Source organism: Streptomyces rhizosphaerihabitans (assembly GCF_025399795.1).
Lineage (GTDB): Bacteria > Actinomycetota > Actinomycetes > Streptomycetales > Streptomycetaceae > Streptomyces > Streptomyces rhizosphaerihabitans.
The window spans coordinates 103,997-128,420 of sequence record NZ_JAODTZ010000009.1 but is presented as its reverse complement, the minus strand read 5'-3'; the positions used below and the strand labels follow the sequence as shown (position 1 = coordinate 128,420).

General features: G+C 70.2%; 23 protein-coding genes. 15 read left to right on the top strand and 8 right to left on the bottom strand.

The annotated features are described in order from the left end of the window. Positions 1-10: 10 nt before the first annotated feature. Together N4G66_RS11850 and N4G66_RS11845 are read right to left on the bottom strand one after the other, a co-directional pair. A complete protein-coding gene (locus N4G66_RS11850) occupies positions 11-634 on the bottom strand; it encodes a hypothetical protein (RefSeq protein WP_261703992.1) in 624 nt (207 codons plus the stop codon). Positions 635-807: 173 nt separating this feature from the next. Continuing rightward, on the bottom strand, positions 808-3,000 hold the full coding sequence (locus N4G66_RS11845) for an N-6 DNA methylase (RefSeq protein ID WP_261703991.1): 2,193 nt from the start codon (positions 2,998-3,000) through the stop codon (positions 808-810). A 599-nt stretch (positions 3,001-3,599) separates the two neighbouring features. On the opposite strand from N4G66_RS11845, the gene N4G66_RS11840 reads away from it, so the two are divergent. The 3 genes from N4G66_RS11840 (at position 3,600) to N4G66_RS11830 (ending at position 5,581) form a co-directional block, all read left to right on the top strand. Further along, complete coding sequence (locus N4G66_RS11840) at positions 3,600-4,316, top strand: hypothetical protein (protein WP_261703990.1); 717 nt, start codon at positions 3,600-3,602, stop codon at positions 4,314-4,316. 85 nt (positions 4,317-4,401) lie between these two features. Beyond that, a complete protein-coding gene (locus N4G66_RS11835; protein ID WP_261703989.1) occupies positions 4,402-4,764 on the top strand; it encodes a hypothetical protein in 363 nt (120 codons plus the stop codon). A 373-nt stretch (positions 4,765-5,137) separates the two neighbouring features. Continuing rightward, positions 5,138-5,581 carry a hypothetical protein gene (locus N4G66_RS11830; RefSeq protein WP_261703988.1) on the top strand — a complete coding sequence of 148 codons (444 nt, stop codon included), beginning with the start codon at positions 5,138-5,140 and terminating at the stop codon, positions 5,579-5,581. On the opposite strand, the gene N4G66_RS11825 is transcribed toward N4G66_RS11830, so the two are convergent. After that, a complete protein-coding gene (locus tag N4G66_RS11825; RefSeq protein WP_261703987.1) occupies positions 5,571-5,738 on the bottom strand; it encodes a hypothetical protein in 168 nt (55 codons plus the stop codon). The genes N4G66_RS11830 and N4G66_RS11825 overlap by 11 nt on opposite strands. Positions 5,739-5,746: 8 nt before the next feature. Between N4G66_RS11825 and N4G66_RS11820 the strand changes: the two genes are divergently transcribed. The 3 genes from N4G66_RS11820 to N4G66_RS11810 are packed head-to-tail and all read left to right on the top strand — an operon-like array spanning position 5,747 to position 6,609. Next, positions 5,747-6,154, top strand: a complete 408-nt coding sequence (locus N4G66_RS11820) for a Scr1 family TA system antitoxin-like transcriptional regulator (protein ID WP_261703986.1) — start codon at positions 5,747-5,749, stop codon at positions 6,152-6,154. 11 nt (positions 6,155-6,165) lie between these two features. After that, the gene (locus N4G66_RS11815) at positions 6,166-6,348 is read left to right on the top strand and encodes a DUF397 domain-containing protein (RefSeq protein ID WP_261703985.1); all 183 of its coding nucleotides are present in this window, start codon (positions 6,166-6,168) and stop codon (positions 6,346-6,348) included. Positions 6,349-6,369: 21 nt separating this feature from the next. Then, entirely contained in the window at positions 6,370-6,609 is a 240-nt protein-coding gene (locus tag N4G66_RS11810; protein ID WP_261703984.1) for a hypothetical protein, read from the top strand. A gap of 42 nt (positions 6,610-6,651) precedes the next feature. Here N4G66_RS11810 and N4G66_RS11805 read toward each other — a convergent pair whose 3' ends face one another. Continuing rightward, positions 6,652-7,545 (bottom strand): hypothetical protein, encoded by an 894-nt coding sequence (locus N4G66_RS11805; protein WP_261703983.1) that lies wholly within the window; start codon positions 7,543-7,545, stop codon positions 6,652-6,654. Positions 7,546-7,553: 8 nt separating this feature from the next. Beyond that, entirely contained in the window at positions 7,554-8,294 is a 741-nt protein-coding gene (locus N4G66_RS11800) for a hypothetical protein (RefSeq protein WP_261703982.1), read from the bottom strand. 365 nt (positions 8,295-8,659) lie between these two features. Between N4G66_RS11800 and N4G66_RS11795 the strand changes: the two genes are divergently transcribed. The 7 genes from N4G66_RS11795 (at position 8,660) to N4G66_RS11765 (ending at position 17,249) form a co-directional block, all read left to right on the top strand. Continuing rightward, a complete protein-coding gene (locus N4G66_RS11795) occupies positions 8,660-10,171 on the top strand; it encodes a hypothetical protein (protein WP_261703981.1) in 1,512 nt (503 codons plus the stop codon). A 160-nt stretch (positions 10,172-10,331) separates the two neighbouring features. Next, positions 10,332-12,191: a hypothetical protein gene (locus N4G66_RS11790; RefSeq protein ID WP_261703980.1), complete on the top strand. Its 1,860-nt coding sequence runs from the start codon at positions 10,332-10,334 to the stop codon at positions 12,189-12,191. Between the two features lie 163 nt (positions 12,192-12,354). Then, positions 12,355-14,034: a hypothetical protein gene (locus tag N4G66_RS11785; RefSeq protein WP_261703979.1), complete on the top strand. Its 1,680-nt coding sequence runs from the start codon at positions 12,355-12,357 to the stop codon at positions 14,032-14,034. Between the two features lie 245 nt (positions 14,035-14,279). Next, complete coding sequence (locus N4G66_RS11780; RefSeq protein WP_261703978.1) at positions 14,280-14,642, top strand: hypothetical protein; 363 nt, start codon at positions 14,280-14,282, stop codon at positions 14,640-14,642. A 182-nt stretch (positions 14,643-14,824) separates the two neighbouring features. After that, positions 14,825-15,310 (top strand): hypothetical protein, encoded by a 486-nt coding sequence (locus N4G66_RS11775; RefSeq protein WP_261703977.1) that lies wholly within the window; start codon positions 14,825-14,827, stop codon positions 15,308-15,310. A gap of 5 nt (positions 15,311-15,315) precedes the next feature. Next, the gene (locus N4G66_RS11770; RefSeq protein WP_261703976.1) at positions 15,316-16,539 is read left to right on the top strand and encodes an RNA-guided endonuclease InsQ/TnpB family protein; all 1,224 of its coding nucleotides are present in this window, start codon (positions 15,316-15,318) and stop codon (positions 16,537-16,539) included. A gap of 107 nt (positions 16,540-16,646) precedes the next feature. Then, positions 16,647-17,249, top strand: coding sequence for a hypothetical protein (locus N4G66_RS11765; RefSeq protein WP_261703975.1), 603 nt, complete (start codon positions 16,647-16,649; stop codon positions 17,247-17,249). Between the two features lie 106 nt (positions 17,250-17,355). Here N4G66_RS11765 and N4G66_RS11760 read toward each other — a convergent pair whose 3' ends face one another. Then, positions 17,356-18,087, bottom strand: coding sequence for an HNH endonuclease family protein (locus N4G66_RS11760; protein WP_261703974.1), 732 nt, complete (start codon positions 18,085-18,087; stop codon positions 17,356-17,358). A gap of 160 nt (positions 18,088-18,247) precedes the next feature. Between N4G66_RS11760 and N4G66_RS11755 the strand changes: the two genes are divergently transcribed. Then, positions 18,248-18,439, top strand: coding sequence for an antitoxin (locus tag N4G66_RS11755; RefSeq protein ID WP_261703973.1), 192 nt, complete (start codon positions 18,248-18,250; stop codon positions 18,437-18,439). Positions 18,440-18,738: 299 nt separating this feature from the next. On the opposite strand, the gene N4G66_RS11750 is transcribed toward N4G66_RS11755, so the two are convergent. Further along, positions 18,739-19,680 carry an SCO6745 family protein gene (locus N4G66_RS11750; RefSeq protein WP_261703972.1) on the bottom strand — a complete coding sequence of 314 codons (942 nt, stop codon included), beginning with the start codon at positions 19,678-19,680 and terminating at the stop codon, positions 18,739-18,741. Between the two features lie 255 nt (positions 19,681-19,935). On the opposite strand from N4G66_RS11750, the gene N4G66_RS11745 reads away from it, so the two are divergent. Next, positions 19,936-20,526, top strand: a complete 591-nt coding sequence (locus N4G66_RS11745; RefSeq protein WP_261703971.1) for a TetR/AcrR family transcriptional regulator — start codon at positions 19,936-19,938, stop codon at positions 20,524-20,526. A 119-nt stretch (positions 20,527-20,645) separates the two neighbouring features. On the opposite strand, the gene mfd is transcribed toward N4G66_RS11745, so the two are convergent. Further along, entirely contained in the window at positions 20,646-24,197 is a 3,552-nt protein-coding gene (gene mfd, locus N4G66_RS11740; protein WP_261703970.1) for a transcription-repair coupling factor, read from the bottom strand. Between the last annotated feature and the right edge of the window lie 227 nt (positions 24,198-24,424).

Sequence of the window (24,424 nt, the reverse complement as noted above, 5' to 3'; positions counted from 1 at the left end):
GCCGCCGCGGTCACCGTCCGCCCTCGTGTTCGCCGTCCCGCTGGTCCTCATGCTTGCGCAGATAGTCGCTGAGCTCGTCGAGCTCGGCGCGCACCTGGTCGATACGGGCGGGTGTGGCCCGCCGCGACGGAGTCTGGGGCATCGAGGGCTGAGGCATCGGCGTGTTCGGCAGGTACGCCTGCGGTACGGGCGGCTGCGGCTGCGATACGGGAGTGCCCGGGTACGAAGGGGCGGGCGGCGTGGGCTGCGGATAGCCGTACGGCTCGCGGGCGGTCTGTGCATGGGGCGGCGCGTAGCCCGTGAACCGCTGCCCCGCGTTGTGGAAACGGATGTCGCTGACCAGGTAGTACGCGACGCTGCCGGCGCCGAGGGTCAGCGCCACGGCCAGCGCGACATCGCCTCTGACGTCGCTCTCCGGCACCGTGCCGACGATCACGAGCGCGCCGATGGACACCGGCAGCGACACCCAGGCCGCCGTCCAGTCGAACCACCGCCCGCGCTGGAGCGCGACCCGGAACAGCGGAACACAGGCGAGCAGACCGCACGACAGGACCCCGGCGACGGCGAACAGCACGCGCAAGGTGATGACGGTTCCCGCGCTGCGGGTGGGTGGCGCCCCGTCGTGGCCGTACATGACTGCTCCCGGGCCTGGGTTCGATATCGGAGTTCGAGCGTATAGGCCGACACGGACGACCGGTCCCGGGTTGTACGGAACCGTTGTCATGCTGATCACCTCGTACGACACCGCAGGTGACGTCGGGTCGCGGGCCCGCGGCTCCCGGGGGCGCGGGCGGAGCGCGCGGAGCCTCAGCCCGGGGGCACCGTCCCGTCCGTCAGCCCGTCGTACATGCCGCGTACGAGCTGGTCCCCCAGCCGACCCGCGTGCCTGAGCGCCCGCTCGAACTCGTCGAGCGCGCGGAACCGGGTGCCGTAGCGCCGCTGTTCGTCCAGCGGGAGCCGGGGCAGTTGCAGCCGGCGCACGTCGAGTCGGGTGGCGGTGGACGCATAACTGCTGGCCTGGCGGTTGTTGGCGGTGCCCCGCAGGAACCCGGCGAGGAACCACGGGTCGAGCGCCGCGGGATCGGGGTGCAAAAGCACGAGGTTGCGCCCCAGGACGGCGCCCACCGTCGTGCCGTCGACCACGCGGACCACCGAGCCGCCGCCGAGCACCGGCACGATCACGTCGCCCGCCTCCGTCAGCACGGCTTCCTCGTCGGTCTCGGGCAGCGTCCCCGAGGGGCCGGTGCCTGCGAGCACGTCGTGGTCGGTGAGGACGGGCACACGCGCGTGACCGCCGTTTCCGCCCGTACGCATCACCAGGGCGCTCCCGCGGGCGAGTTCGCCGACGGTGGTGAGCGGCCAGCGGGCGGGCCGCTCCGTCATGGCGGGGGACGGGGTGAGACCGGTGGTCAGGCGCAGCGTCTCGTCGAGGCACTCGCGCACGGCCGCGAGTTGCTCGGCGCCGTCGGCCGCCGCCGGGGGCGGGAGATGGCGTGCCGGGGCGAGGTCGACGTCGTCGTCGAGGAGTTCGATGACGGGAACGGAACGCGCCAGACCGGGCCGCTCCGGGAGGGTGCCGTCCCGGTCGTGGGCCCGCCAGGCGTCGAGCACGATGTCTCTGACGGCCTGCCAGTCGGGACCGCCACGCCCCTCGCCGGCGAACTGCCCGGCGTCGGCGAGCAGCACCTCGGGCTGGCCGGGCGCCTTCTCGGGCCGGCGCAGCACCCACAGGTGCAGGGGGATGTTGTACGGGGGTGCCGCGCCGACCGGCAGGGCGACGACGGCCCGCAGCGCGCCGCGGCGCAGCAGGTCGGCGCGGATACGGCGCCCGGAACGGCGGGAAGCGGTGGCGGGCGGCATGAGCAGGACGGCGGTGCCGCCGTCCCGCAGCCGGGCCAGCGCGTGCTGCACCCAGGCCAGCTCGGACTCGGCGCGGGCCGGGAAGCCGTACTCCCAACGGGGGTCGTAGGCCAGTTCGTCATGCCCCCAGTTGCGTTCGTTGAACGGGGGGTGGCACAGGACCGCGTCGGCGCGCAGCCACGGAAACGCGTCGGCGCGCAGGCTGTCGCCGGCGGCCGCTCGCACGGTGGCCCGCCCGTGCAGGGCGAGCCGGAGAGCGGTGAGCACGGCGAGTTCGGGGGCGCTGTCCTGGGCGTGGAGCTCCTGGCCGGGGCGGGCGTCGAGAGCGCGCAGCAGGGCGCCGGTGCCACAGGCCGGGTCGAGGACGGTGCGGGAGGGACCGGCGAGGTCGGCCATGAGGCGGGCGAGCTCGGTGGGAGTGGTCGTGAACTGGCGCGGGTTGGCGTCGAGGTGCCGACCGAGCAGGAACTCGAAGGTCTGGCGGGCGCCCAGTTCGGCGGCGAGCTCGGCCGCGCCGCGCAGGAGGGGGGTGGAGGGGAGCAGCTGGGGGCCGGTGAGGAGGGGCACGGCGAGGGCGGCAGGGGCGGCAGGGGTGGCAGGGGCGGCTGGGGTGTGCGGGGCTGCCGACCCTCCTGAAGCGACATCCGGAGTGTTCACCGTTTGGGTGTTCACAGCAACCGGTCGATTCACAGTCGACGGCGGCTCCGCGCCCACCTCGGCGTGAACACCACGTTCAGCTTGCACCCAGCCGAACCGTGGGACGGTCACCTGCTCCAGCGCGGCCGGCAGCAGCGCGGCAAGGCGCTCGTCGGAACCGGCGCTCACCTCGAGCCAGACCGTCGGCCGGTCATGGATGAGCAGCAGCACGCAGCCGACGTGGGCGAGTGCGGCGGCCGGGCCCTCGGGGTGGCCGGCGAGTTGCTGCCACACGCGTTCCCGCAAAGGTACTTCGGCGAGTTTGCCCTGGTGACGCAGCCAGGTCTCGACCTCGGCGAGCGCGAACGACGGGCTGGTCTCCGTACCGCCGACGGGCTTGGGGAAGTCGGCGTGGCGACGGCGCCAGTTGCTCACGGCCGCGCGGCCGACGCCGGCCAGCCGTGCGATTCCGGCGGCGGTCACCTCGGTCGCGTTGTCCTGCACTCGCTCCGCTCCTCTCGTCCCGACTCGTCCCTGTGTGGTGTCGAGCATACCGACGTAGGAAAGATCCACCCGTTCACACTGTGCACGCAAGATACTTAGTGAATCGTGTTGACTCGGTTCACAGGCCCTGGTCTTATTGACCCAGCGAACGAGCGGCTGCCATCGAGGCGTCCGCCGGGAAAGGGAACAGTCGTGGGCATGAAGGGCAGGGCCGCACTGAGTGCCACCGTGGGCCTCGTCGTCATCGGTGTCGTCTCGGCGAACGCCGGCAGCCACGGACTTGGCCACCCGGACGGCGCCGACAAGGGCTCGGTGTCCACGACCCCACAGCCCCACGCCTCACAGCCCCCCGCCCCACAGCCCCGCGCCCCACAGCACACCGGTTCGGCCGGTGCTGACGAAAAGACTCGCTGACCTGCGCCGTACACTCCGCCCGTCACACCGTCACACCGTCCCACCCGCCATACGCGCCGCAGTACATCGCACCGCACCGCACCACTTCGACTCTGCCCGGTCTGCGTGTCCAGAGTCCCGCAACCCATAGCCCTGCCCCACGGGCACCCGGCCCGTTCCGACCTCACCTTCGAAGGACAGATCCGATGCGTCATCCCTCCCGTGCCGCCAAGGCGCTGCTCGCCGCCGCCGTGCTCCCGCTGGCCCTGACGGCCTGTTCCTCCGCGACCGGCACCTCGTCCTCGTCCGCCACGGCGAACAAGCCCAAGGACCCCAACGCCGGTCTGCTGACGGGTGCGCAGCTCAAGAAGGCGCTGGCACCCGCCTCCTTCTTCGCCGCCGGTTTCGCGGTGGACCCGAGCGGCGTGCGGGACTCCGGCACCACGTACACCGCGCCGAGCTCCTCCCCCGCGGCGAAGCCCGACTGCGCGCTTCTCGGCGGCACCGGCTGGATAGAGATCACCGGCGACTCGGGCGTCTCCTTCGCCCAGAACGACTACGTCAGCAAGAACACGTCCGAGGACATCGCGCAGGAGGTCGACACCTACCGCGGCACGACCGCGGAGACCGTGCTGGCCGACCTGAAGAAGGTCGTCGCCTCGTGTGCGAGCTACACCGACTCGGACACGCACACCAAGGTCAAGGTCACCGGCGCCGACACGTCCGGCCTCGGCGACGCCGCGTACACGATCACGCTGACCAACAGCGCCTGGGTGAACGGCTCGACCCTCATCGCCGCGCGCGCCGGAACGGACGTCGTCACGGTGATGTCCACCGACGGAAAGGACAACGGCGCGGCCACGGCGAAGAAGCTGGTCGACCGGATCGTGACGTCACTGAAGGGCGAACACGCGCACGCGTGACCGCTCGGATGGGAGCATGACGCCCCCGAGTGGTTTCTCGGGAGCCCGGGAGTCTTCTCTGGGGCACAGGGTCTTCGGGGGTGTGATGGACAAGCGCTTGGAAGCCGGCTGGTTCCAGCGGCTGGTGTGGTCGGTTCTGGCGGTCGGGTCGTTCGGTCTGCTGGTGTGGGTGCCTTTCCTGTACGTGGCGATCCGCCGGGGACGAGGATCCGACTGGGGCGCCTTCCTCTCGTTCGCGCTGTACGAGGTGGGGTCACTGTCGTTGGCGAACCTCCCGACGGGCAAGGGCGAGGCGGCCTTGGGCCTGGTCGTCCTCGCCACCCTGTCCATGGCCGTGTGGCTGCTGGCGGGCCCGCTGTTCGACAAACCCACTCCGCGGAACGCCATGAACGGCGCGGTCCCTGCCCCCTGGCCGGGCCAGGGGGCAGCCAACCCCTATCTGCGCTGACACTCGGCAGCACGTCGGGACCGAGGCACCGGGTGGTTCGTCGCCGCCGGGTGCCGCGGACTCCGTCCCCGCCGGGCGGCGCGACCTCGGAGAAGCCGAGACTTCAGGGGAACAAGTCGCCCCAAATGCCGCATGCGGAAGCCCGCTTGACCCCCCGATGAACGATCTTGACCTACCCATGACTCGAACTTGAGTTCGTCTTGCGAAAAGTGACCATTCAACTTTTCCAGTGGCTTGAAACAATCCCCGGGCAAGTGAGAGGGAGATGGGCGGGAGAGCCGACGGGCGGGGGACCGACCGACGGCCATGCCGGCAGCCGACGCCACCACACCCACCGCCCCGCTCATCCCCGATCCATCCCAGGAGCCCTTCCATGGCCATCAACGCCCGCCGCAACAGACAACTGCTGGAGGCCACGGCCCCCTTGCTGCTCCCGGGCGAGCAGGTCGAACTCACCAGTCTGGCCACCATCGGCACGGTCTCGGTGCGCAAGCAGGCCCTCACCGCGATCGTGGTCGGCGTCCTCACCCTGGGCATGGTGATGGCGACGGTCAGGCCGCGTGCGGTCTACGTCGTCCTGACGAACCAGCGGATCCTGTTCTTCGACGGCAACCGAGGCGGCAAGCCGGGCGAGTTGCTGATGAACATCGCACGTCCGTACGTCACCGCCACCGCGGCCAAGAAGGCCTTCCTCGGCCTGAAGACGGTCACCCACCTGAGCATCGAGGGCCAAGAGGGTGCCCTCAAGGTCGACTTCCCGGTCCAGACCCGTGCCGACGGCCACGTGTTCGCCGGGGCCCTGCCGGTCACGCACTGACGTACGCCGGGGCCGCCTCCCGCGGCGGCCCCACCTCGCACCACAGCACCTCCCCGTTCCGGCCGAACAGTTCGTCACCGAGCGGATACCCGCCCCAGGCGTCCGCGTAATGGCACACGAGGAAGAGCCCGCGCCCGCCGTCCGCCTCGGCCGGCACGGGCCGCAGTGTGCCGTGCCTCCTGTCGAACGGGGCGGGATGTTCGGGTCGGCGTCCCGGACACTGATCCGCAGCCGGCCACCGTCGAGAGCCCGGAGCCGGAGCGTGGCGGCCCCGCCGGAGTACCGGTAGGCATTTGTGACGAGCTCCGAGGCCAACGACTCGACCACGTCACGATCGCCGTCATCCCCTTCGCCAGCGGCGCGTTCCACACGTCCGGCCAGGGGATCGACTACTTCCACGGCCCGGTCCACCAGCTCGACACCGTCCAGCTGGACACCGATCACGGTGCCGAACTCATCGACTCTCCAGCTCAGTTGGAGTGCTACCACCTGGTTCTGGACCGCGTGCAGCAAGCCGCACTTCCCCAGGACAAGTCTCGCGAGTTCATCACCCAACTCGCCAACGACCTCTGAAGGAGCCTTCGATGCCCGAACTGAACTGGCAGAAGTCCACGTACAGCCAGGAGGCCTCCTCCTGCGTCTACGTGGCCACCACCCCCACCGGAACGATCCTCCTCCGCGAAAGCGACGCCCCGGAAACGATCCTCGCCACCGGGCCGCGCCAACTCGGCGCTCTAATAGCCGCCTTGCGACCGACGCGCCGCTAGCGTCTCGGAGCGGAGACCGGAATGTTCATCGAAATCGTCTTCACGGGCCTGCCGATCGACCGCGACGAGGTCGAGGAAGCACTGGAGGCCGCGTTCGGCCCCGACGGCGAGATCACAGGCGCGGGCAGCGGGATGGGCCGCTGCCATCTCGACCTGGAGATCGAGGCCGGCGTCGCCCCCGGAGCGGCGACGGAACGACTCCGGGCCGTCCTGACCGATCTCGGCATCGAGGAGTACGCGTCCTTCGAGGTCAGTGCCTGACCCGCGCCAGAAGTTCCGCACCGCATGCTGTCGTCGCAAGATTCAGCGCCGCACCCAGCCCGGCGTGGTGCCGGCGCTCCCAGCCGTCACGGACACACCTGACACCCGAAGTTCGGGACTCTCCGGCCTGGAGGACCAGACCCTGACACGGCCTTGATGAAGCTGGACTTCACCTTCCGACACCTCGAACTGCAGGCCCGCTCCTGCGGCAGCCGTCACGAATTCCCCGAACGGCACTCCAAGAGTCGGCAATCCGCCGACGGTCGCCTTCGACCGGGAAACAGCTACGAGCCGGCAGACAACTCCGGCGTCGTACTGCGCAACAATTCCCACACCGAAGAAGATGTCCGTCGGTCGACCGAAGTAGACCGTCGACATCCCTTCTCCGAGGAGCCGACGCAACTGGTCAACGGTCATCCCGAGCCTGGCCGGCCCGAGACGGTCGGGCTCGACCACGAGAGGGTCTTCCAGAGAACCCGCGAGACGTTCCTGGCCGCTTCCCGCAAAAACCTCGTGGCCGGACACACCTCGCCAGAACGCGGACATACTCAGAAATGGTCCACTGGAAGCCTGCCCGGAAGGCGTGAAGAGAGCAATGCCGAGGCGGGGAACGCTGAGCAGTCCGAGTTCCCAATCCGATGCGCAGGACTTCTCCGCCAAGCCCTCCACCACAGCGCTCGACGGCCGACCGAGCACGTCCATGGCTTCGACGATGGGCCGAGCCGGAGAAATGGCCTCCACCGCTTCGAGGTTTCCGTCGTCGCCGTAGTCAAGGGTCAGGCCGAGCTCCGTGTAGACGTCCGCGAGTTGACCGACCCACGCCGACCTCCGATAACGGTGTGCCGGCGGTCCGAGAATCGCGTGACTCGCCGCCCGCGACATACCGAAGTCGAGCGGTCCGAAGCCGGCGAAGGGCCGCACCACCGGGTTCGTCATGTCCGGCCTCACAGGGCAGCAGCTCCGCGGCCGGATCCGCTGAGGGCATCGGCCAGGGCCTGGGTCTGCTCGGAGGTGATACCCAGGGCGATCGGCACACGGCGGGCGCTGTAGGGCGCCGAGCAGACGGCGATCGGGCTGTCGTCGGTGACGGTCCACCGGGGCTCTTGACCGGGATCGGGCAGCACGGCGGCGGCCAACTCGTGGGCCGCGTCGGCGCGTATCCCGCAGTGGACCAGCGCCCGCGCCACCACGTCGGTCGCTTCCTCGGGCATGTCGGCGTCGCCGAGCATCGGAAGCAGGAGCAGCAGACGCCGAGAGGGGTCGGAGAGACCTTCACCGCCGTCCGATGTGCTCGCGGCGAGGGTGGTGAGTTCGTTCCAGGACAGCCCGGGACCGGCATGGTCGCCGCCGCAGTCCCCGAGGAATCCGAGCCGCCCCCACGCGGGATGGCGGACGAAGAACTCGATGTCGCTCATGTCCTCGGAGTTGGCGTACACGACGTAGGCCGTGTGCCCGCCATCGAAGGGCACGCGCAGGACGGGCCACGGCTGCTCGGTGTCCCCGAGGCGGTCCTCCATGGCGTCGTAGGCCGAGGACGCCACGCCGTAGCGGTCCGGCTGCTCTCCCTGGTCCCCCATGGTCAGCAGAACGTGGGCGAGCCAAAATGCGGGGTCGCCCGCGAGCTGCTCACCGGCAACCAGCTCGACGTCTTCGTAGTACTCCGGGATCACCAAGGCACCGGTCATGACCGGAGGGTACTTGGGACCGTGTGAAGGGCCGGCCCACGGGGCGGACAGCCTTGGCGACGACGGTCGTGCGGTTGGGGCCGATACGGGCCCTGGGGGAAGATCCGCCAGGACTTCGGCCGTGCCGTGCAAGAGCTCCGGGGTGCCCTTGCGACACACGCTCCGCCGGAGGTGTGTCGTACTGGCGGCGGACAGTCCGTCTCTCCTCGGCGATCCACGCAGCCGACGCAGGCACCGGCCCGCACCGTTGAAGGTCGAAGCCGTACAACCTTTCGATGCCTCGCCCTGTCTGGAAGGTCATTGTTCTCGCGCTGTTCATGGCACGTGTTTTTGGTCTTGGGAGGGGTTCCATGAGGGTGAGACAGGTGCCTCGAGGGGTGTGGGCCGCGGCCGGGGTGCTGGCGGTGGCCGCGGCGGCGGTGGGTGTGCCGTCCGAGCGCGCGGTCGCTGTCGGGGCGGGGCTGGAGGTCGCCTCGGGTTCCGGCGACTACACCCTGGAGGTCGATCCCTATGCGAACTACGACCTGACCTCGGGCGGTTCCATGACGCTGACCAACACGGGTACGACGGACATCACGTCCTACACACTCACCGTCGACTACAGCTCGCTCGGCAAAGTCGTGGACGTCACCGCTCCCTTCCCCGGATGCAAGAAGAAGACCGAGGGCGTCCTGGTCTGTCACGGCAACGACGCTCCCGCCCCCGGCGGGACGACCCGGTTCACCAACTTCCAGCTGCAGAGCCTGAAGGGTGCGCGGGGCGGGACCACCGGCGAGATCCGGGTCAGCGGACAGGCCGACGGAGCCGCGATCACCGAGCGGGTGTGGAAGGTCGACATCCTGGACAAGGGGTTCGTCCAGGACCGGGCGACGGGAGAGGTGAAGGGCAAGGTGAAGCCCGGAGCCGAGGTGCGTCCCGGCGCAGGCTTCACCTACCTCGGCACGAGCACGCTCAAGGGCACCGAGTTCTCCATGCATGCCGGGGGCGCGTCGTTCGAGCAGGAGTACAGCAACTGCGACTACGGCACGATGCCGGAGTACGTGTACGGCAACGGGCAGCTCACCGACTTGACGTTCCCGGCGGCGATCTGTCACTTCGACAACACGATCGAGGCAGGCGACTCCTTCGACGTGCCCCCGGGCCCGCTCAAGATCAACAAAGACGCACGCGGCGCGTCCTGGCACGCCCAACTGGGCACCAGGAACCCCGTGGTCGACCGGGAGAAGCTGACCGACGTCCACCCCGGCAAGGGCCCGGAACTGAAGCTCGTGCCGCGCCCGGACAGCGCACCCCAGGGGGAGCCGCAGGATTCCGGTCTCGGAGTGAGCTACGAGGTCGACAACACGGCGGACATCGAAGCCCTCGGCGCCTCGGCAAAGGGACGGCCGGGTGACGTGGTCACGGTGGACGTCGGGTACCGCAACAACGGTCCCGGCGGAATGACCACCTGGAACGGCAGCGAGCCCCTCGAAGAGCTTTCAGTGAGGACGACGTTCATCGTTCCCCCGGGCACGACCGCGGTGAAGGTGCCGAGAGAGTGCCGGTCGTTCGACGACGGCAGGCATCCCGACGTCCACAGCTACAGCTGCACGAACAAGGTCAACGACTGGTGGGTCGACCCCAAAGAGCGCCTCGTGTGGTCCTTCGGCCTGCGCATCGACAAGGCATCCGCCCTCAAGCCCGGCAGGGTCTCGCTGAAGGTGCTCTCGGAGCATGACAGCAACCCGAAGAACGACACCGCCGCCATCACCGTGAAGGTACCGGGCACGACGGGCGGCACCGGTGGTACTCCGTGGATCGCCGGGGCGGCGGGCGTCCTCGCCGCGGGCCTCGGCACGGTCCTGTTCACCACGGCCCGCAGGCGCCGACAGTCCTGAACACGTCCCGCGACTCACTGAGATGAGGGCGGGTCGGCCACCGGCCCGGCGACGGAACAGCTCCGAACCGGAGGAGTTCCGTCGCCGGATTCCTTCCACCACACCGTTGTCAGAGGCGGTGGATATGGTCGGCGCACCTGATCAGTCGAGGAGCGTGCGCATGAGATCTCCGGCCGAGCTGGACGACGTCCGGTGGTCCGACCTGGCCCACGCCTACGGCCCCGCCGAGGACGTACCCGAGCTGATCAGGGCGCTCTACGAGGACGACGAGGAAGCCGCCGACGAGGCGGTCTACGAGCTCTACGGCAACATCCACCACCAGGGCACGATCTACCAGGCCTCGGCCCCCGCCGTCCCCTTCCTCGCCCACGCCGTGCTGCACGCGCGGCGCAAGCGCGAGGACCTGCTGATGCTGCTCGCCGTCCTCGCCGATCACAGCCCCGACTTCGTCGAATCACCGCACTGGCCCGGCAGCGACATCGCCGCGATCTGCGCGGAACTCTGCGAGGTGCTCCCGGAGCTGCTGCCGTGTCTCGGGGACCCCGAGCGCGGGGTGCGCCGCGCGGTGCTGCGGACGGTCGCGGCCGTGGCCGACCTGCTCCCGGACGAGTTGCGGGCTCTGGCCGTCGAGCAGGTCGACGCGCTCTACGCCGACGATCCCGTCCCGGCCGTACGGGCGGACGCGCTGGTCGTCCTGAACCGTTTCGGCCGGGTGCTGGAACCCCTGGACAGCCCGCTGCCCGAGGTGAGGCTCGCCGCGGCCCAGCTGGCCGCCGAACGGTCCGGGCCGCCGTACGCGCCCGAGCTCGTGGAGGTCTTCGCCGAGGACGGCGCCGAACCGGACCCCGGGGAGGACGACTTCCCGTGGTCGGACACCACCACCCAGGAGCAGCGGCTCACCGAACTGCTCGCCCAGGAGCCGGACGTCGCCCTCACCGTGGCCGCCCGCTGGATCGCGGCGGGGGACATCGGCTCACGCGGTTCGTGGCTGGCCGGGGGGATAGCCGAGAAGTGGCGCGACCGCGAGTGCGAGGTCCTGGACCTGTCGCTGGCCGCACTGCCCCACCAGGACAAACCCGCCGCCCTGCTCCGCACGATCGGCCACTGGATCGGCCACCTGCCCGACCCGGAAGCCGACCTCCGGGACACGCTCCACCGGTACGCCGGCGCCGACGACGAGACCGCCGAACCGGCACTCCTCGCCCTGGTGAACTCCCGCGATCCCCGCGCCTTGTGGCTGGTACTCAAGCGCCCCACCGCCCGGCTGGTCGAAGCGGCGGCCCGGCACTTCCCGGAGGCGGCCGACCGGCTGATCCCCGTGATCCGCCACGAGCTGGCCGCGGGCGCCACCGGGAACGACGGCATCGCCCTGGTCCAGGCCCTGACCCCGTTCGGCACCGCCGCGGCCGTCGCCACCCGGCCCGAACTGATCGACTGCCTGAGGACCCGTCGCGCGGCCATCGTCGCCGCCCGCCAACTGGGCTCCATCGGCGTACGCACGCCGGAGATCACCGACCTGCTGCTCGACGCCACACAGAGCAGCGACCTCTCGCTGAGGGCCGCGGCGGCCGTGGCCCACCACCGGTTGACCGATGACCCCGCTGCGGCGCTTCGCACCTACGAGGAACTGCTCTCGTCCAAGGGCCAGACCCACTGGTACCTGAGCGGCCTGGAGCCGATGGGCAGCGCCGCCGCTCCGCTGCTCCCTCTCATCGAGCCCCTGCTGGAAGCCGGCTACGACTGGACTCGCAAGGCGGCCGCCGAGGCCCACCACTGGATCACCGGATCCCCCGACCGCGCGGTCCCCGTCCTCGCCGGCCTGGTCGGCCCCAGCCCGGTCGGCATCAGTGCCCTCAAGGCCCTCGCCACGACGGGCCGTTCCCCGAAGGAGCTCCACCCCGCCCTCCGCTCCTACGTCTCCTCCCCGAAGCGCCTGCTCCCCGACTCACCCTTCTCGGGCAATGACCACCCGGACGACGAACTCCGCACGCTGTCAAGGATGCTGCTCATGATCGGCTGACCGGATCCGCCCTGCCCGACCTCACCGGCCAATCGCTCCGCGGCCTCGGCCCGCGTCGCTGCAGCTCGAAGCCCGTACAACCTTTCGACGCCTCGCCCTGTCTGGAAGGTCATTGTTATCGCGTTGTTCACGGCGCGTATTTCTTGGCCTTGGGAAGGGTTCCATGAGGGTGAGCCAGGTGCCGCGAGGAGTGTGGGCCGCGGCCGGGGTGCTGGCGGTGGCCGCCGCGACTGTGGGTGTGCCGTCCGAGCGTGCCGTCGCCGCCGGGTCGGGACTGGAGGTCGCCGCCGCGGGTTACGGCGGCTACACCCTGGAGGCCATGCCCTATACGGACATGGACCCGAACTCGGTGAATTACGTGACGCTGGCCAACACGGGTACGACGAGGATCACGTCGTACACGCTCACCGTCGACTACAGCTCGCTCGGCAAATTCATGGACGTCGCCGCCCCCTTCTCCGGATGCGCGAAGAAGACCGAGGGCGTCCTGGTCTGCCAGGGCAAGGACGCTCCCGCACCCGGCAGAACGACCCGGCTCGGCGGCTTCCGGGTGCGGAGCCTGAAGGGTGCGCGGGGCGGGACCACCGGCGAGATCCGGGTCAGCGGACAGGCCGACGGAGCCGCGATCACCGAACGGGTGTGGAAGGTCGACATCAAGGACAAGGGGTTCGTCCAGGACGTCGCGACGGGAGCGGTGAAGGGCAAGGTGAAGCCCGAAGTCGAGGTGCATCCCGGGGCGGGCTTCACCTACTTCGGCGCGAACACGCTCAAGGGCACCGACTTCTCCATGTATGCGTCGCACGGCTCGTTCAAGCAGGAGTTCAGCAACTGCAAGTACGGCAAGCTGCCCATCCACATGGACGACGATCCGAGTGGGCAGCTCACCGACCTGGCGTTCCCGGCGGCGGTCTGTCACTTCGACAACACGATCGAGGTGGGTGACTCCTTCGACGTGTCCCCGGGCCCGCTCAGGATCGACGACGACGCGCGCCGCATGGTGTGGTACAGCCGGCTGGGCGGCGCGGACCAGTTGAAGGAGATGACCGACGTCCACCCCGGCGGGGGCCCCGAGCTGAAGCTCGTGCCGCGCCCGGACAGCGCACCCCAGGGGGAGCCGCAGATCACCAGTCGCGGAGGGGGCTACACGGTCGACACCACGGCGGACGCCGAAGCCCTCGGCGCCTCGGCGGAGGGACGACCGGGTGACGTGGTCACGGTGCAGGTCGGGTACCGCAACAACGGTCCCGGCGGCGTGCCCACCTGGACGGGCGGTGAGCCCCTCGAAGATCCCTCGGTCGAGACGACGGTCACGATTCCCCCGGGCACGACCGCGGTGAAAGTTCCGGAGCGGTGCTGGACGGAAAACGGCGGCAAGAAGGGGCCCGGTGGCCGCGTCTACTCCTGCAGAGGTGAGAGCAACGACTGGTGGGTCGGTTCCGGCGAGCGTCTCGTGTGGTCCTTCGGCCTGCGCGTCGACAAGGTGTCGGCCCTCAAGCCCGGCAAGGTGTCGCTGGAGGTGCTGCGCGAAAGTGACAGCAACACGAGGAACGACACCGCCGCCATCACCGTGAAGGTACCGGGCTCGACGGGTGGCACCGGTGGCTCCGGCGGCGGAAACGGCTCTTCCGGAGGAACGGCGGGCGGCTCGTCCGGCTCGGGTTCCGGCGGCGGGTCCGGGTCCGCCTGGGGTGCACACGACACATCGTCCACCTCCGGGCAGACCGGATCCATGGCGAGCACGGGAGCGGGAGCTACCCCGTGGATCGCCGGAACGACGGGCGTCCTCACCGCGGGTGTCGGCACGGTCCTGTTCACCACGGCCCGCAGGCGCCGACAGCCCTGAGCACATCCCACGGCTCACCGACGTCTTTTCGGGCGGCCCTCGATCAGTTGACGCCGGCCGGGCCGGCAACGGACGAGGCTCCTGTGCCACCGGGTGAGGTGCCCGACACCCCAACTCACCGGCACGGGAGTCTTGCCGGTTCCGCCGTCCTGCCGCACCCGACCTCCCGGGCCGACGCACACGAACCGGCGAGGACGAGCACGCGCACGGACGCCCGGCCCACCGCGAGCACCGCGTTCCGGACCATGTCCGCACAGGTCGGGACGGCGGCCCTGACAGGAACCGTCATCGCGGAGAACGATCCGAACCACCTCCTCGGCCGCCCGGGCGAGTACACGTCCAAGGTCACGTTCTCGGACAGTTGGGTGCAGGCCTCCCAGGTAACCGGCGCGGACCCCGGCGTCGTCGAGCGCGGCAGAGCCGTCGAGGCGTTCGCCGACGCGTCAGACGCCAGGGCGCGCGCGGAGTACATCCGCGGCATCGCCAAGTCCTCCCCGGCCTTCACCGAGTACGACTACGTCCACGGCTCGGCACTCGTACGCGTCTCCCGCTACCTCACCCCGAAGCAGGCCGCCCGGTACGAATCAGTCGCAGCCGGACTCGGCTGAGAGCGAGGGGACGGAAAAACTCACGCCCCACCCCTCTCCTCCGCAACCTTCCACCTCACCAGAGAGCCCAACTGACGTCCGGAAATGATCACTTCGCCGGGGTCACCTCTGCCCATCTGGGGGATGCAATGAATTCTCTCTCCGTCGGTCGTGTACTGCGTCGCGGGCTATGTGCCGGAGCCGTGGGGGCGTCGGTCCTCGCCGGGCTCGGGAGTGGGGTCGCCTTCACCGACAGTGCGGCGCAGAGCGACGGGCTGGGACTCCAGGCACCACAGGACGCGACGGTCACCGCCGCTCCTGAGGGCGGTACGGCGCAGTACCGGTCGCCGGCCATCGGTCTGATCCACTACAACCGCGAGACCACCGTGACCGAGGGGCGGCTGACCGTCGACGTCTCCGGGCTCACCGGGGTCGCCGAGGTGGCCTGGCCCGACAACTGCACACCGGACGACTCCGGCACCGTCACCGTGCGACACCGGAGACGTGCCGAACCGCTACCGGTGATCATTCGCAGTGCTCCGGCCTTCAAACCGGGGGTGAAGCGGATCCTGTGTTCGCGACGCGGAGCGTCGCAGTGGCGTTCCGGCGGAGCCGGACCCTGCTTCATACCGGTGACGGGTCGCTCACATGTTCCCGGTGACGATGTGGGTTCGACTTACCTAGGGTGATCGTCATGCAGCTCCGGTACGCCTTCAGGCTGTACCCCGATGCCGCTCAGCAGACCGCGCTGGCCAGGGCATTCGGGTGCGCCCGTGTCGTGTTCAACGACGCGGTCCGCGCCCGTGAGGACGCCCGCAAGGCCCAGCAGCCGTTCCCGACGGCCGGCCAGCTGTCCACACGCCTGATCACCCAGGCCAAGCGGACACCCGAGCGGTCCTGGCTGGGCGAGGTCTCCGCAGTGGTGCTCCAGCAGTCCCTGCGGGATGCCGAGGCTGCCTACCGCAACTTCTTCGCCTCCCTCAAAGGCACCCGCAAGGGACCGAAGGCAGGAGCACCACGCTTCAAGTCCCTTAAAGACAGCCGTCAGTCGATCCGGTTCACCGCCAACGCCCGCTGGAACATCACCGGCGGCGGGCGGCTGAACCTGCCGAAGATCGGCGCGGTAAAGGTGAAGTGGTCCCGCACCCTGCCCGGACAGCCCTCATCGGTCACCGTGGTCAAGGACGCGGCCGGACGGTACTTCGCCTCCTTCGTCATCGATACCGACCAGGCCGTCGATGCCGCCCGGATGCCCGACACCGATCAGGCCATCGGCATCGACCTCGGCCTCACCCACTTCGCGGTCCTCTCCGACGGCACGAAGATCGACTCCCCGCGCTTCCTGCGCCGCGCGGAGAAGAAACTGAAGAAGACCCAGCGGGAGCTGTCCCGCAAACAGAAGGGAAGCAACAACCGCGCCAAGGCCCGCCTGAAGATCGCCCGCGCCCACGCCAAGGTCGCCGACGCGCGCCGCGAGTTCCACCACCAGCTCTCCACCAAGCTGATCCGCGACAACCAAGCGATCGCCGTGGAGGACCTGGCGGTCAAGGGACTGGCGCGTACCAGGCTGGCCAAGAGTGTCCATGACGCGGGCTGGGCATCGTTCATCGGCATGCTGGAGTACAAAGCAGAACGGTACGGACGCACCCTGGTCAGGATCGGCCGGTTCACACCGACCTCCCAGACCTGCTCCACCTGCGGCACCGTGGACGGACCCAAACCCCTCAACGTCCGGGAATGGACCTGCGCCACCTGCGACACCACCCATGACCGGGACCACAACGCCGCGATCAACGTGAAGACGGCCGCCGGACTGGCGGCAACGGCCTGCGGAGCGCCGGTAAGACCAGGAGCAATCCCGGCACAGCGCGAAGAAACAGGAAGCCACGGAATCCCGACCGGGAACCGTGCCGCGTAGCGGCACAGCAACCAGTCAAGGAAGGCCGGAATCCTCGCCCTTCAGAGCGAGGAGCATGTCAACCGCAGTGCACCTACACCGGACCGGACAACAGCAGGTTCACGTACGTGGCCTGCTCCTTCGACACCGACGTCCCGCCCGGCGCCACCGTGGAACTGCCGGAGCCGTTGCGGCTCGCCGTCACCGGCCACGCGCTGTACGAGCGGTTCGACTACGGCGTCGAGCCCGCCGACGACGCCACCGACCTCGACAGCTCGGACAACAGCCGCTCGTGGCATATCAACGCCGACAACACAGCCGACTTCAGCGTGAAGGGCACCAAGGTGAGCGGCGCGGCCGGTGACACCGTCACCACCGCCTTCCACTTCGTCAACAACGGCCCGGCCTGGTCGGCGACGTCACCTCCGGCGACCCGCTCGTCGCGATCGACTTCTATCTCCCGGAAGGCACCACCGCCACGTCCGTGCCCCGCACCTGCCGAACCGCCACGACACCGGGCGACGCCCCGAACGCCGTCCACTACGTCTGCACCCTGCCGACCTGGACCACGCCCGACCTGGATGCCTGCTTCCCGTTCCAGCTGCGCATCGACCGGGTCGTCCCCGACGGGACGCGTCGTCGCACGGTCGTACTCCGGCGGCACGTACCTGGCCTTCGACCCGGACACCACGAACAACTCGGCCGAGGTGGTGGTCAACCCGGCCGCCTGACGGCCGCAAGGGGGCGGGTGGCGGCCCGCCCCTTCCGTTTCCGTCCCGCCGCGGGACGAAGGGGGCGGTCATGGGCCTGTCTCCGGCAAACCGACGCCCCTTCACATCAATTCGCGTGGAACCTCTTCGGCGCCTCGGTCGGATTGCCGCCCGCGGGAAGTTTCTGGCCGGGGCATCCGCCCAGGACCTTCTTCATGGCCGCCTTCTCGGCGCCGGTGACCCACAGTCCGTACTTCTTCTTCACCGCCACCTGCGCGGCGACATATGTGCAGCGGTACGCCTTGTTGGGCGGGAGCCAGGTCGCCGTGTCGCCGTCGCCCTTGCTGCGGTTGGCGCTCGCGCCGACGGCACGGAGATTGAGCGGATCGTTGGCCAGCGCTATTCGCTTGCTCGCGTCCCAGTACTTCGCGCCGGTCTGCCAGGCGTCCGAGAGCGCGACGAGGTGGTCGATGTCGACCAGGCTGCGCCCGCGCACGAAGGTGACGTCCTCGCCGCCGTACGGATCGGGTTCGAGGACCCCGCGGGACACCCTGCACCTGCCGTCGCTGAACTTCACCTCTTTCAGGTCCCGCTTGAGGATGTCGTCACGGGTGTCGCACGAATTCGCGTCGGTGTCGGCCCAGGCCGTACCGAACCGCTCCCTGCTGTACCCGGTCTTGGGCGCGCGCCCCTTGACGGCCAGCGAGTCCACGGCGGCGTAAGCGGCGCCACCGCCGCCGGTCGCCGTCTCCTGCGGTTCCGCCGAACCCAGGGCGTCCTTCTTGCAGCCGCTGACTCCGGCACCGATGACGAACACCACCAACGCGGCAGCCGCCGCCGCACCCCTCAGACGCAGCACAACGCCCTCCCCTTCGCCTCCCCGGGTCCGCCCAGATCGGACGTGATTCCCGTCTGCCCACGGTAACGGCCACCATTCCTCGGCCATACCGGGCATCGATGGGCAATGGGCGCACGCCGGGCGTATCGTCGATCGTGAGTCACCCCGGAAGGAGCTCTGGATGGGCATCTTCGACAGGTTCAAGAGCAACCGGGCGGCACAGGACAAAGCAGCGGACATGTCCGATGCCGCCGAGAAGCAGGTCAACAAGAAGACCGGCGACAAGTACACGGACAAGGTCGACGACGCGCAACAGAAGGCCGAAGGCGCGATGGGTATGGACCGCAACCGTGACCGGCCAGGACAGTCGTAGCCGGAGCGATTCGAGAACCATTTCCCCTTCCAGCCCCATCGCGGCGCCCCCGCCGGGTGGGGCCGGGGTCGTTCCGATGCGACCGAACCCCACGCCGTCGCCCCCACACCGTCGCCTCTGGACCGACGCGCCTCCCCGACCGACGCACCTTCCCGGCCGGCACGCCTCCCCTGATGCGCCTTCCCCGGCCGACGCACCTTCCCGACCGACGCGCCTACCCGGCTGACACCCCTTCCCGACCGACGCACCTTCCCCGCACCGTTACGCCTGCCGGTAGGTACCGGTCGCCGTCGCGGGCTTCAGACCTTTCCGATCCCCAGCGTCGTCTCCGACGGCAGCAGTCCGGAGCTCAGCACCGCCACCCAGAACTCTCCGAGCAGGTCGGCGAGGCGGGTGACGGCGTCCGGGCCGAGTGACCGCCAGGGATCGGCGGCGAGGCGGTCGGTGTGGTGCTCGACCTGGCGGCGCAGCTCACGGCCGGCGTCCGTGGCGATGCCGTCCTTGTCCACAAGACCCCGGACGATCAGACGGTCCCTGGCCGCGGTCCACTCCTCGGGGCTCCAGCCCCGACTCTCGAACCGCTCCACGGAGGCCGCCCCTATCGCAGCGAACGAGACCAGCGACTCGACCGGGTCGAGGCCGGCGACGAGCAGGGCCGCGAGGTGGCCGTCGCCGCGGTGCTCGCGCAGGATCGTCGCCGCATGCCACAGCTGGAGGTGCGGCGCCTCGGGCCAGGTCAACTCGGCGTTTGCCGCAGCGAGTTGGCGCCCCGCGGTGTTCGCGGCCTCGGCGGCGCGGCGGGCCAGCGCGGCGGCTTCGGCGAGCTCGGGACCGGTGACGCTGTCGCCGAGTATCGCGCGGTACGCCCGGTCGACGGCCCGCTCCCGCGCGGCAAGCACCTGCTCCGGACTCGCTGTCCGCCAGGCCGACTTGATGTGCTCGTCCACCATGCGCGGGCTGAAACTGTAGAAGGCGGAGGCCGCTCGCCGACTGCCGACAGCCCCCAACGGCGCCGCACGGTAGGGGAAGTAGCTCGGCCAGCGCTCCTCGATCCCGTATCCGAGCGCCGACGCCTCCTCGAAGGCCTCCGGCGCGTAGTACAGCACGGCGTGCAGGGGCTCCAGCAGATGCCAGAGCTGGCGCACCCGGCCGAGGTCGACGCCCGCGCCCTCCTCCGGCACCCCTTCCTCCGCGACCCCCGCCTCGCCCGCCCCACTCGTCCCGCTCACGTTCCCGGACATGACTCCACCCCTCGTCACGTATCGACACGCTCCACAACTTGACACTGACAAGATTGCCCGAGCCGGCCAAACTTGTCAACGACTAGATTCCTCTCGGCCGCCCTCACCGATCCCGGCCGATCCCGGCCCGCCCCGGGCAGCCCCTCCCCCCGAGCGACCTTTGCCGACCCCCGCCGCCCCAGGCCACCCCCGACCGCCCCGGCCTCCCCTGGCCGCCGAACTTGGCAATGCCTAGATCCGGCGTACGCTTCTGTCATGAATCCCGCGAAGACCAGCGGCTCCGAGCGCCCCTATCACCACGGGGACCTGCGCCGCGCCATCCTCGGCGCCGCTCTCGACGTCATCGCCGCCGAGGGGCCCTCCGCGGTGAGCCTGCGCGATCTGGCCCGCCGCGCGGGCGTCTCGCACGCCGCCCCGGCACACCACTTCAAGGACCGCGTCGGCCTGCTCACAGCCATCGCGGCGGAGGGTTTCGGGCTCCTGGCGACCGCACTGGACGCCGCCGACGACCTGCGCGACGCGGGCGTGCGCTACGTACGTTTCGCGCGGGAGAATCCCGCCCACTTCCAGGTCATGTTCTCCCCGGAGCTGCTCCGCGAGAACGACCTGGAGCTCACGACGGCCCGGACGCTCGCGGGCGTGCGGCTGCGCGCCGCCGTCTCCGCGCTCCCCTCGGAGGGCCGCGGCCCCGACACCCGCCTCGCCGGCATCGCGGCCTGGTCCCTCGCCCACGGCTTCGCCACGCTCCTGATCAGCCACAACCTGGACGGTCAGGTGGGCGACGAGGACCCCGACGAGGTCTTCCACGCCCTGACGGGAATGCTGTTCCGCCCCCAGCAGCCCTGATCCGATCCTGAGCCGGATGCCTGATCCGGTCCTGAGCCGAACACGGAGCCGGTCATGTGCCGCGCACAGCAAACGGGCCGCCGGAGTCTCCGGCGGCCCGTTTGCTGTGCGCGGTACCGCTAAGACCCCAGGATCGAAGCCAGGAACTCCCCGGTCCAGCCGAGCAACTCCCGTCCCACCAGCGGCCTTCCGCCGACCTTCGCCGTCTTCGGGCGGGGGACGAGGACCTGGTGGGCGGTCGGCTTGATGACGGTGCCCGGATACAGGCGCGTCAGGCGCAGCTCCTGGGACTCCCTCAACTCCACGGGCGCGAAACGGATGTTGTTGCCCTGGAGGACGATCTCGCCGACCCCGCAGGCGCGCGCGAGCATCCGCAGGCCCGCCACGAGGAGCAGGTTCTCGACCGGCTCCGGGAGCTTGCCGTAGCGGTCGACGAGTTCCTCGCGTACAGCCTTGACGTCCTCCTCCGTGTTCGCGGAGGCGATGGACCGGTACGCGGCGAGGCGCAGCCGCTCGCCCGGCGCGTACTCGTGCGGGACGTGCGCGTCGACCGGCAGCTCGATCTTGACCTCCAGCGGCGGCTCCTCCTCCACACCGCCCTCCAGGGAGGCGCGGTAGTCCGCGACCGCCTCGCCCACCATGCGTACGTACAGGTCGAAGCCGACGCCGGCGATGTGGCCCGACTGTTCACCGCCGAGCAGATTGCCCGCGCCGCGGATCTCCAGGTCCTTCATCGCCACGTACATGCCCGCACCCATCTCGGTGTGCTGGGCGATCGTCGCGAGCCGCTCGTGGGCCGTCTCCGTGAGGGGCTTCTCCGGCGGATACAGGAAGTAGGCGTAGCCGCGTTCCCGGCCGCGGCCGACCCGGCCGCGCAGCTGGTGCAGCTGCGACAGGCCGAAGTTGTCGCCGCGCTCCACGATCAGCGTGTTCGCGTTCGAGATGTCGATGCCGGACTCGACGATCGTCGTGGAGACCAGCACGTCGAACCTCTTCTCCCAGAAGTCGACGACCACCTGCTCCAGGGCCTGCTCCCCCATCTGTCCGTGGGCCGTGGCGATCCGCGCCTCCGGCACGATCTCCCTGAGGCGGGCGGCCGCCCGGTCGATGGACTCGACCCGGTTGTGGATGTAGAAGACCTGGCCCTCGCGCAGGAGTTCACGGCGGATCGCCGCGCCGATCTGCTTCTCCTCGTACGGGCCGACGAAGGTCAGTACCGGGTGCCGCTCCTCCGGCGGAGTGGTGATCGTGGACATCTCGCGGATGCCCGTCACCGCCATTTCGAGCGTACGGGGAATGGGGGTCGCGGACATCGTGAGGACGTCGACGTTGGCGCGGAGCTTCTTCAGCTGCTCCTTGTGCTCGACGCCGAAGCGCTGCTCCTCGTCGACGATGACCAGGCCCAGGTCCTTGAACCTGGTCTCGGCGGAGAACAGGCGGTGGGTGCCGATGACGAGGTCCACCGAGCCCTCGCGCAGCCCCTCCAGGACTGCCTTGGCCTCGGTGTCCGTCTGGAAGCGGGACAGGGCGCGGACGTTCACCGGGAACTGCGAGTAGCGCTCGGAGAACGTGCCGAAGTGCTGCTGCACCAGCAGGGTCGTGGGGACCAGGACCGCCACCTGCTTGCCGTCCTGCACCGCCTTGAACGCGGCACGGACGGCGATCTCCGTCTTGCCGTAGCCGACGTCGCCGCAGATCAGGCGGTCCATCGGGACCGTCTTCTCCATGTCCTCCTTGACCTCGGCGATCGTCGTCAGCTGGTCGGGCGTCTCCGCGTACGGGAAGGCGTCCTCCAGCTCGCGCTGCCAGGGCGTGTCGGCGCCGAAGGCGTGGCCCGGGGCCGCCATCCGCGCCGAGTACAGCTTGATCAGGTCCGCGGCGATCTCCTTGACCGCCTTCTTGGCGCGCGCCTTGGTCTTGGTCCAGTCGGCGCCGCCCAGGCGGTGCATCGTCGGGGCCTCGCCGCCGACGTACTTGGTGATCTGCTCCAGCTGGTCGGTGGGGATGTAGAGGCGGTCGCCGGGCTGGCCGCGCTTGGCGGGGGCGTACTCGACGACCAGGTACTCGCGGGTCGCGGTCTGGACCGTGCGCTGCACCATCTCGATGTAGCGGCCGACACCGTGCTGTTCGTGGACGATGTAGTCGCCGGTCTCCAGGGTCAGCGGGTCGATCGTCTTGCGTCGGCGAGCCGGCATCCGGGCGCCGTCCTTGCCGGCCGCCTTCTGGCCGGAGAGGTCGGTCTCCGTCAGGACGGCGAGCCGCAGCGCCGGATCGACGAAGCCGTAGTCGATGGAGCCGCACGCCACGTGCACGACGGAGGGACCGATCCCGGTGAGGTCGGTGTCCAGACGGGCGGCGATGCCCTCTCCGCCCAGCACCTCGACGGTGCGTGCCGCCGGGCCGTGCGCCTCGGTGACGTAGACCGTGTGCCAGCCGTCGGCCAGCCAGCCCTTGGTGTCGGCGAGCGCGCGGGCGGTGTCGCCGCGGTAGGTCTCGGGGGCGTGCATGCCCAGCTTGAGGGTGTCCCCCACCCCGCCGGCGAAGGCGTCCGTGAGCTCCCCGTCGGCGGCGAAGGGCGACACCGACCACCACATCATGTCCAGCTCGCGGGCCCGGTCCCGTACGTCCGCGATGGACCACAGGGAGGCCGCGCCGACGTCGATGGGCGCCTCGCCGCCCCCGGCCGTGGCCGCCCAGGACGCCTGCAGGAATTCCTGCGAGGTCGCCACCAGGTCCGTGGCCCGCGTCCGTACCCGCTCCGGATCGCACACGACGGTCATCGCGCCCTCGGGCAGGACGTCGAGCAGCAGTTCCATGTCGTCGACGAGGACCGGGGCGAGCGATTCCATGCCCTCGACGGCGATACCCTCGGCGATCTTGCCGAGGAGTTCGCCCAGCTCCGGGTGCGCCTCGGCGAGGGCCGCGGCCCTCGCCCGCACGTCCTCGGTGAGCAGCAGTTCGCGGCAGGGCGGAGCCCACAGGCCGTGTTCGGCGACCTCCAGGGAGCGCTGGTCCGCGATCTTGAAGTAGCGGATCTCCTCGATGTCGTCGCCCCAGAACTCCACCCGCAGCGGGTGCTCCTCGGTGGGCGGGAAGACGTCCAGGATGCCGCCGCGGACGGCGAACTCGCCGCGCTTCTCGACCAGTTCGACGCGGGAGTACGCGGCTGCCGCGAGCGCCGCGACGGTGTCGCCCAGGTCGGCCGTCAGGCCGGTGCGCAGGATGACGGGCTCCAGGTCGCCCAGGCCCTTGACCTGCGGCTGAAGGACCGAGCGGATGGGAGCCACGACGACGGACACCGGACCGGTCTCGGGGTCGTCGGGGCGTGGGTGGGAAAGGCGCCGCAGGACGGCGAGGCGCCGTCCGACGGTGTCCGACCTGGGCGAGAGCCGCTCGTGCGGCAGCGTCTCCCACGACGGGTACTCCGCGACGCCGTCCGGCGGGAGCAGGGTGCGCAGGGCCGCGGCCAGGTCCTCGGCCTCACGGCCCGTGGCCGTCACCGCCAGCACCGTACGGCCGCTCTCGCGGGCGAGCGCGGCGACGGCGAACGGGCGCGCCGCCGGTGGGCCGACCAGGTCGATGTGCATCCGGTTGCCGTCGGCGGCTGCCTTCACCGCCTCTGTGAGGGCGGCGTCCTTGACGACGGCGTCGAGCAGACCGTGCAGGCTCATGAAGGGCTTCCATCCCGGGGAGTGGGCAACGCGAGACGCCCGACACGTGGGACGGGCCGGGGGTAACCAGCCTACGACTCCGCGCCCGCTCGCGCGTGACCGTCCACCGAGGGGCCCTGCCCGCTGCGCAGCCCGCCGCACACGTCGGCGGCCCGGCCCGTCGCCGGTCTGCCGCGTCCCCGGCGCCGTTCCACCGCCCTTCGGCGGCCCGCCGCCGACCGGAACTG

What these genes read in the sequence shown, in the direction of transcription:
- N4G66_RS11850 (WP_261703992.1), bottom strand. Translation starts at nt 634, where the DNA reads ATGTACGGCCACGACGGGGCGCCACCCACCCGCAGCGCGGGAACCGTC.
- N4G66_RS11840 (WP_261703990.1), top strand. Translation starts at nt 3,600, where the DNA reads ATGCGTCATCCCTCCCGTGCCGCCAAGGCGCTGCTCGCCGCCGCCGTG.
- N4G66_RS11835 (WP_261703989.1), top strand. Translation starts at nt 4,402, where the DNA reads ATGGACAAGCGCTTGGAAGCCGGCTGGTTCCAGCGGCTGGTGTGGTCG.
- N4G66_RS11830 (WP_261703988.1), top strand. Translation starts at nt 5,138, where the DNA reads ATGGCCATCAACGCCCGCCGCAACAGACAACTGCTGGAGGCCACGGCC.
- N4G66_RS11815 (WP_261703985.1), top strand. Translation starts at nt 6,166, where the DNA reads ATGCCCGAACTGAACTGGCAGAAGTCCACGTACAGCCAGGAGGCCTCC.
- N4G66_RS11810 (WP_261703984.1), top strand. Translation starts at nt 6,370, where the DNA reads ATGTTCATCGAAATCGTCTTCACGGGCCTGCCGATCGACCGCGACGAG.
- N4G66_RS11805 (WP_261703983.1), bottom strand. Translation starts at nt 7,545, where the DNA reads ATGACGAACCCGGTGGTGCGGCCCTTCGCCGGCTTCGGACCGCTCGAC.
- N4G66_RS11800 (WP_261703982.1), bottom strand. Translation starts at nt 8,294, where the DNA reads ATGACCGGTGCCTTGGTGATCCCGGAGTACTACGAAGACGTCGAGCTG.
- N4G66_RS11790 (WP_261703980.1), top strand. Translation starts at nt 10,332, where the DNA reads ATGAGATCTCCGGCCGAGCTGGACGACGTCCGGTGGTCCGACCTGGCC.
- N4G66_RS11785 (WP_261703979.1), top strand. Translation starts at nt 12,355, where the DNA reads ATGAGGGTGAGCCAGGTGCCGCGAGGAGTGTGGGCCGCGGCCGGGGTG.
- N4G66_RS11780 (WP_261703978.1), top strand. Translation starts at nt 14,280, where the DNA reads ATGTCCGCACAGGTCGGGACGGCGGCCCTGACAGGAACCGTCATCGCG.
- N4G66_RS11770 (WP_261703976.1), top strand. Translation starts at nt 15,316, where the DNA reads ATGCAGCTCCGGTACGCCTTCAGGCTGTACCCCGATGCCGCTCAGCAG.
- N4G66_RS11755 (WP_261703973.1), top strand. Translation starts at nt 18,248, where the DNA reads ATGGGCATCTTCGACAGGTTCAAGAGCAACCGGGCGGCACAGGACAAA.
- N4G66_RS11750 (WP_261703972.1), bottom strand. Translation starts at nt 19,680, where the DNA reads ATGTCCGGGAACGTGAGCGGGACGAGTGGGGCGGGCGAGGCGGGGGTC.
- N4G66_RS11745 (WP_261703971.1), top strand. Translation starts at nt 19,936, where the DNA reads ATGAATCCCGCGAAGACCAGCGGCTCCGAGCGCCCCTATCACCACGGG.
- mfd (WP_261703970.1), bottom strand. Translation starts at nt 24,197, where the DNA reads ATGAGCCTGCACGGTCTGCTCGACGCCGTCGTCAAGGACGCCGCCCTC.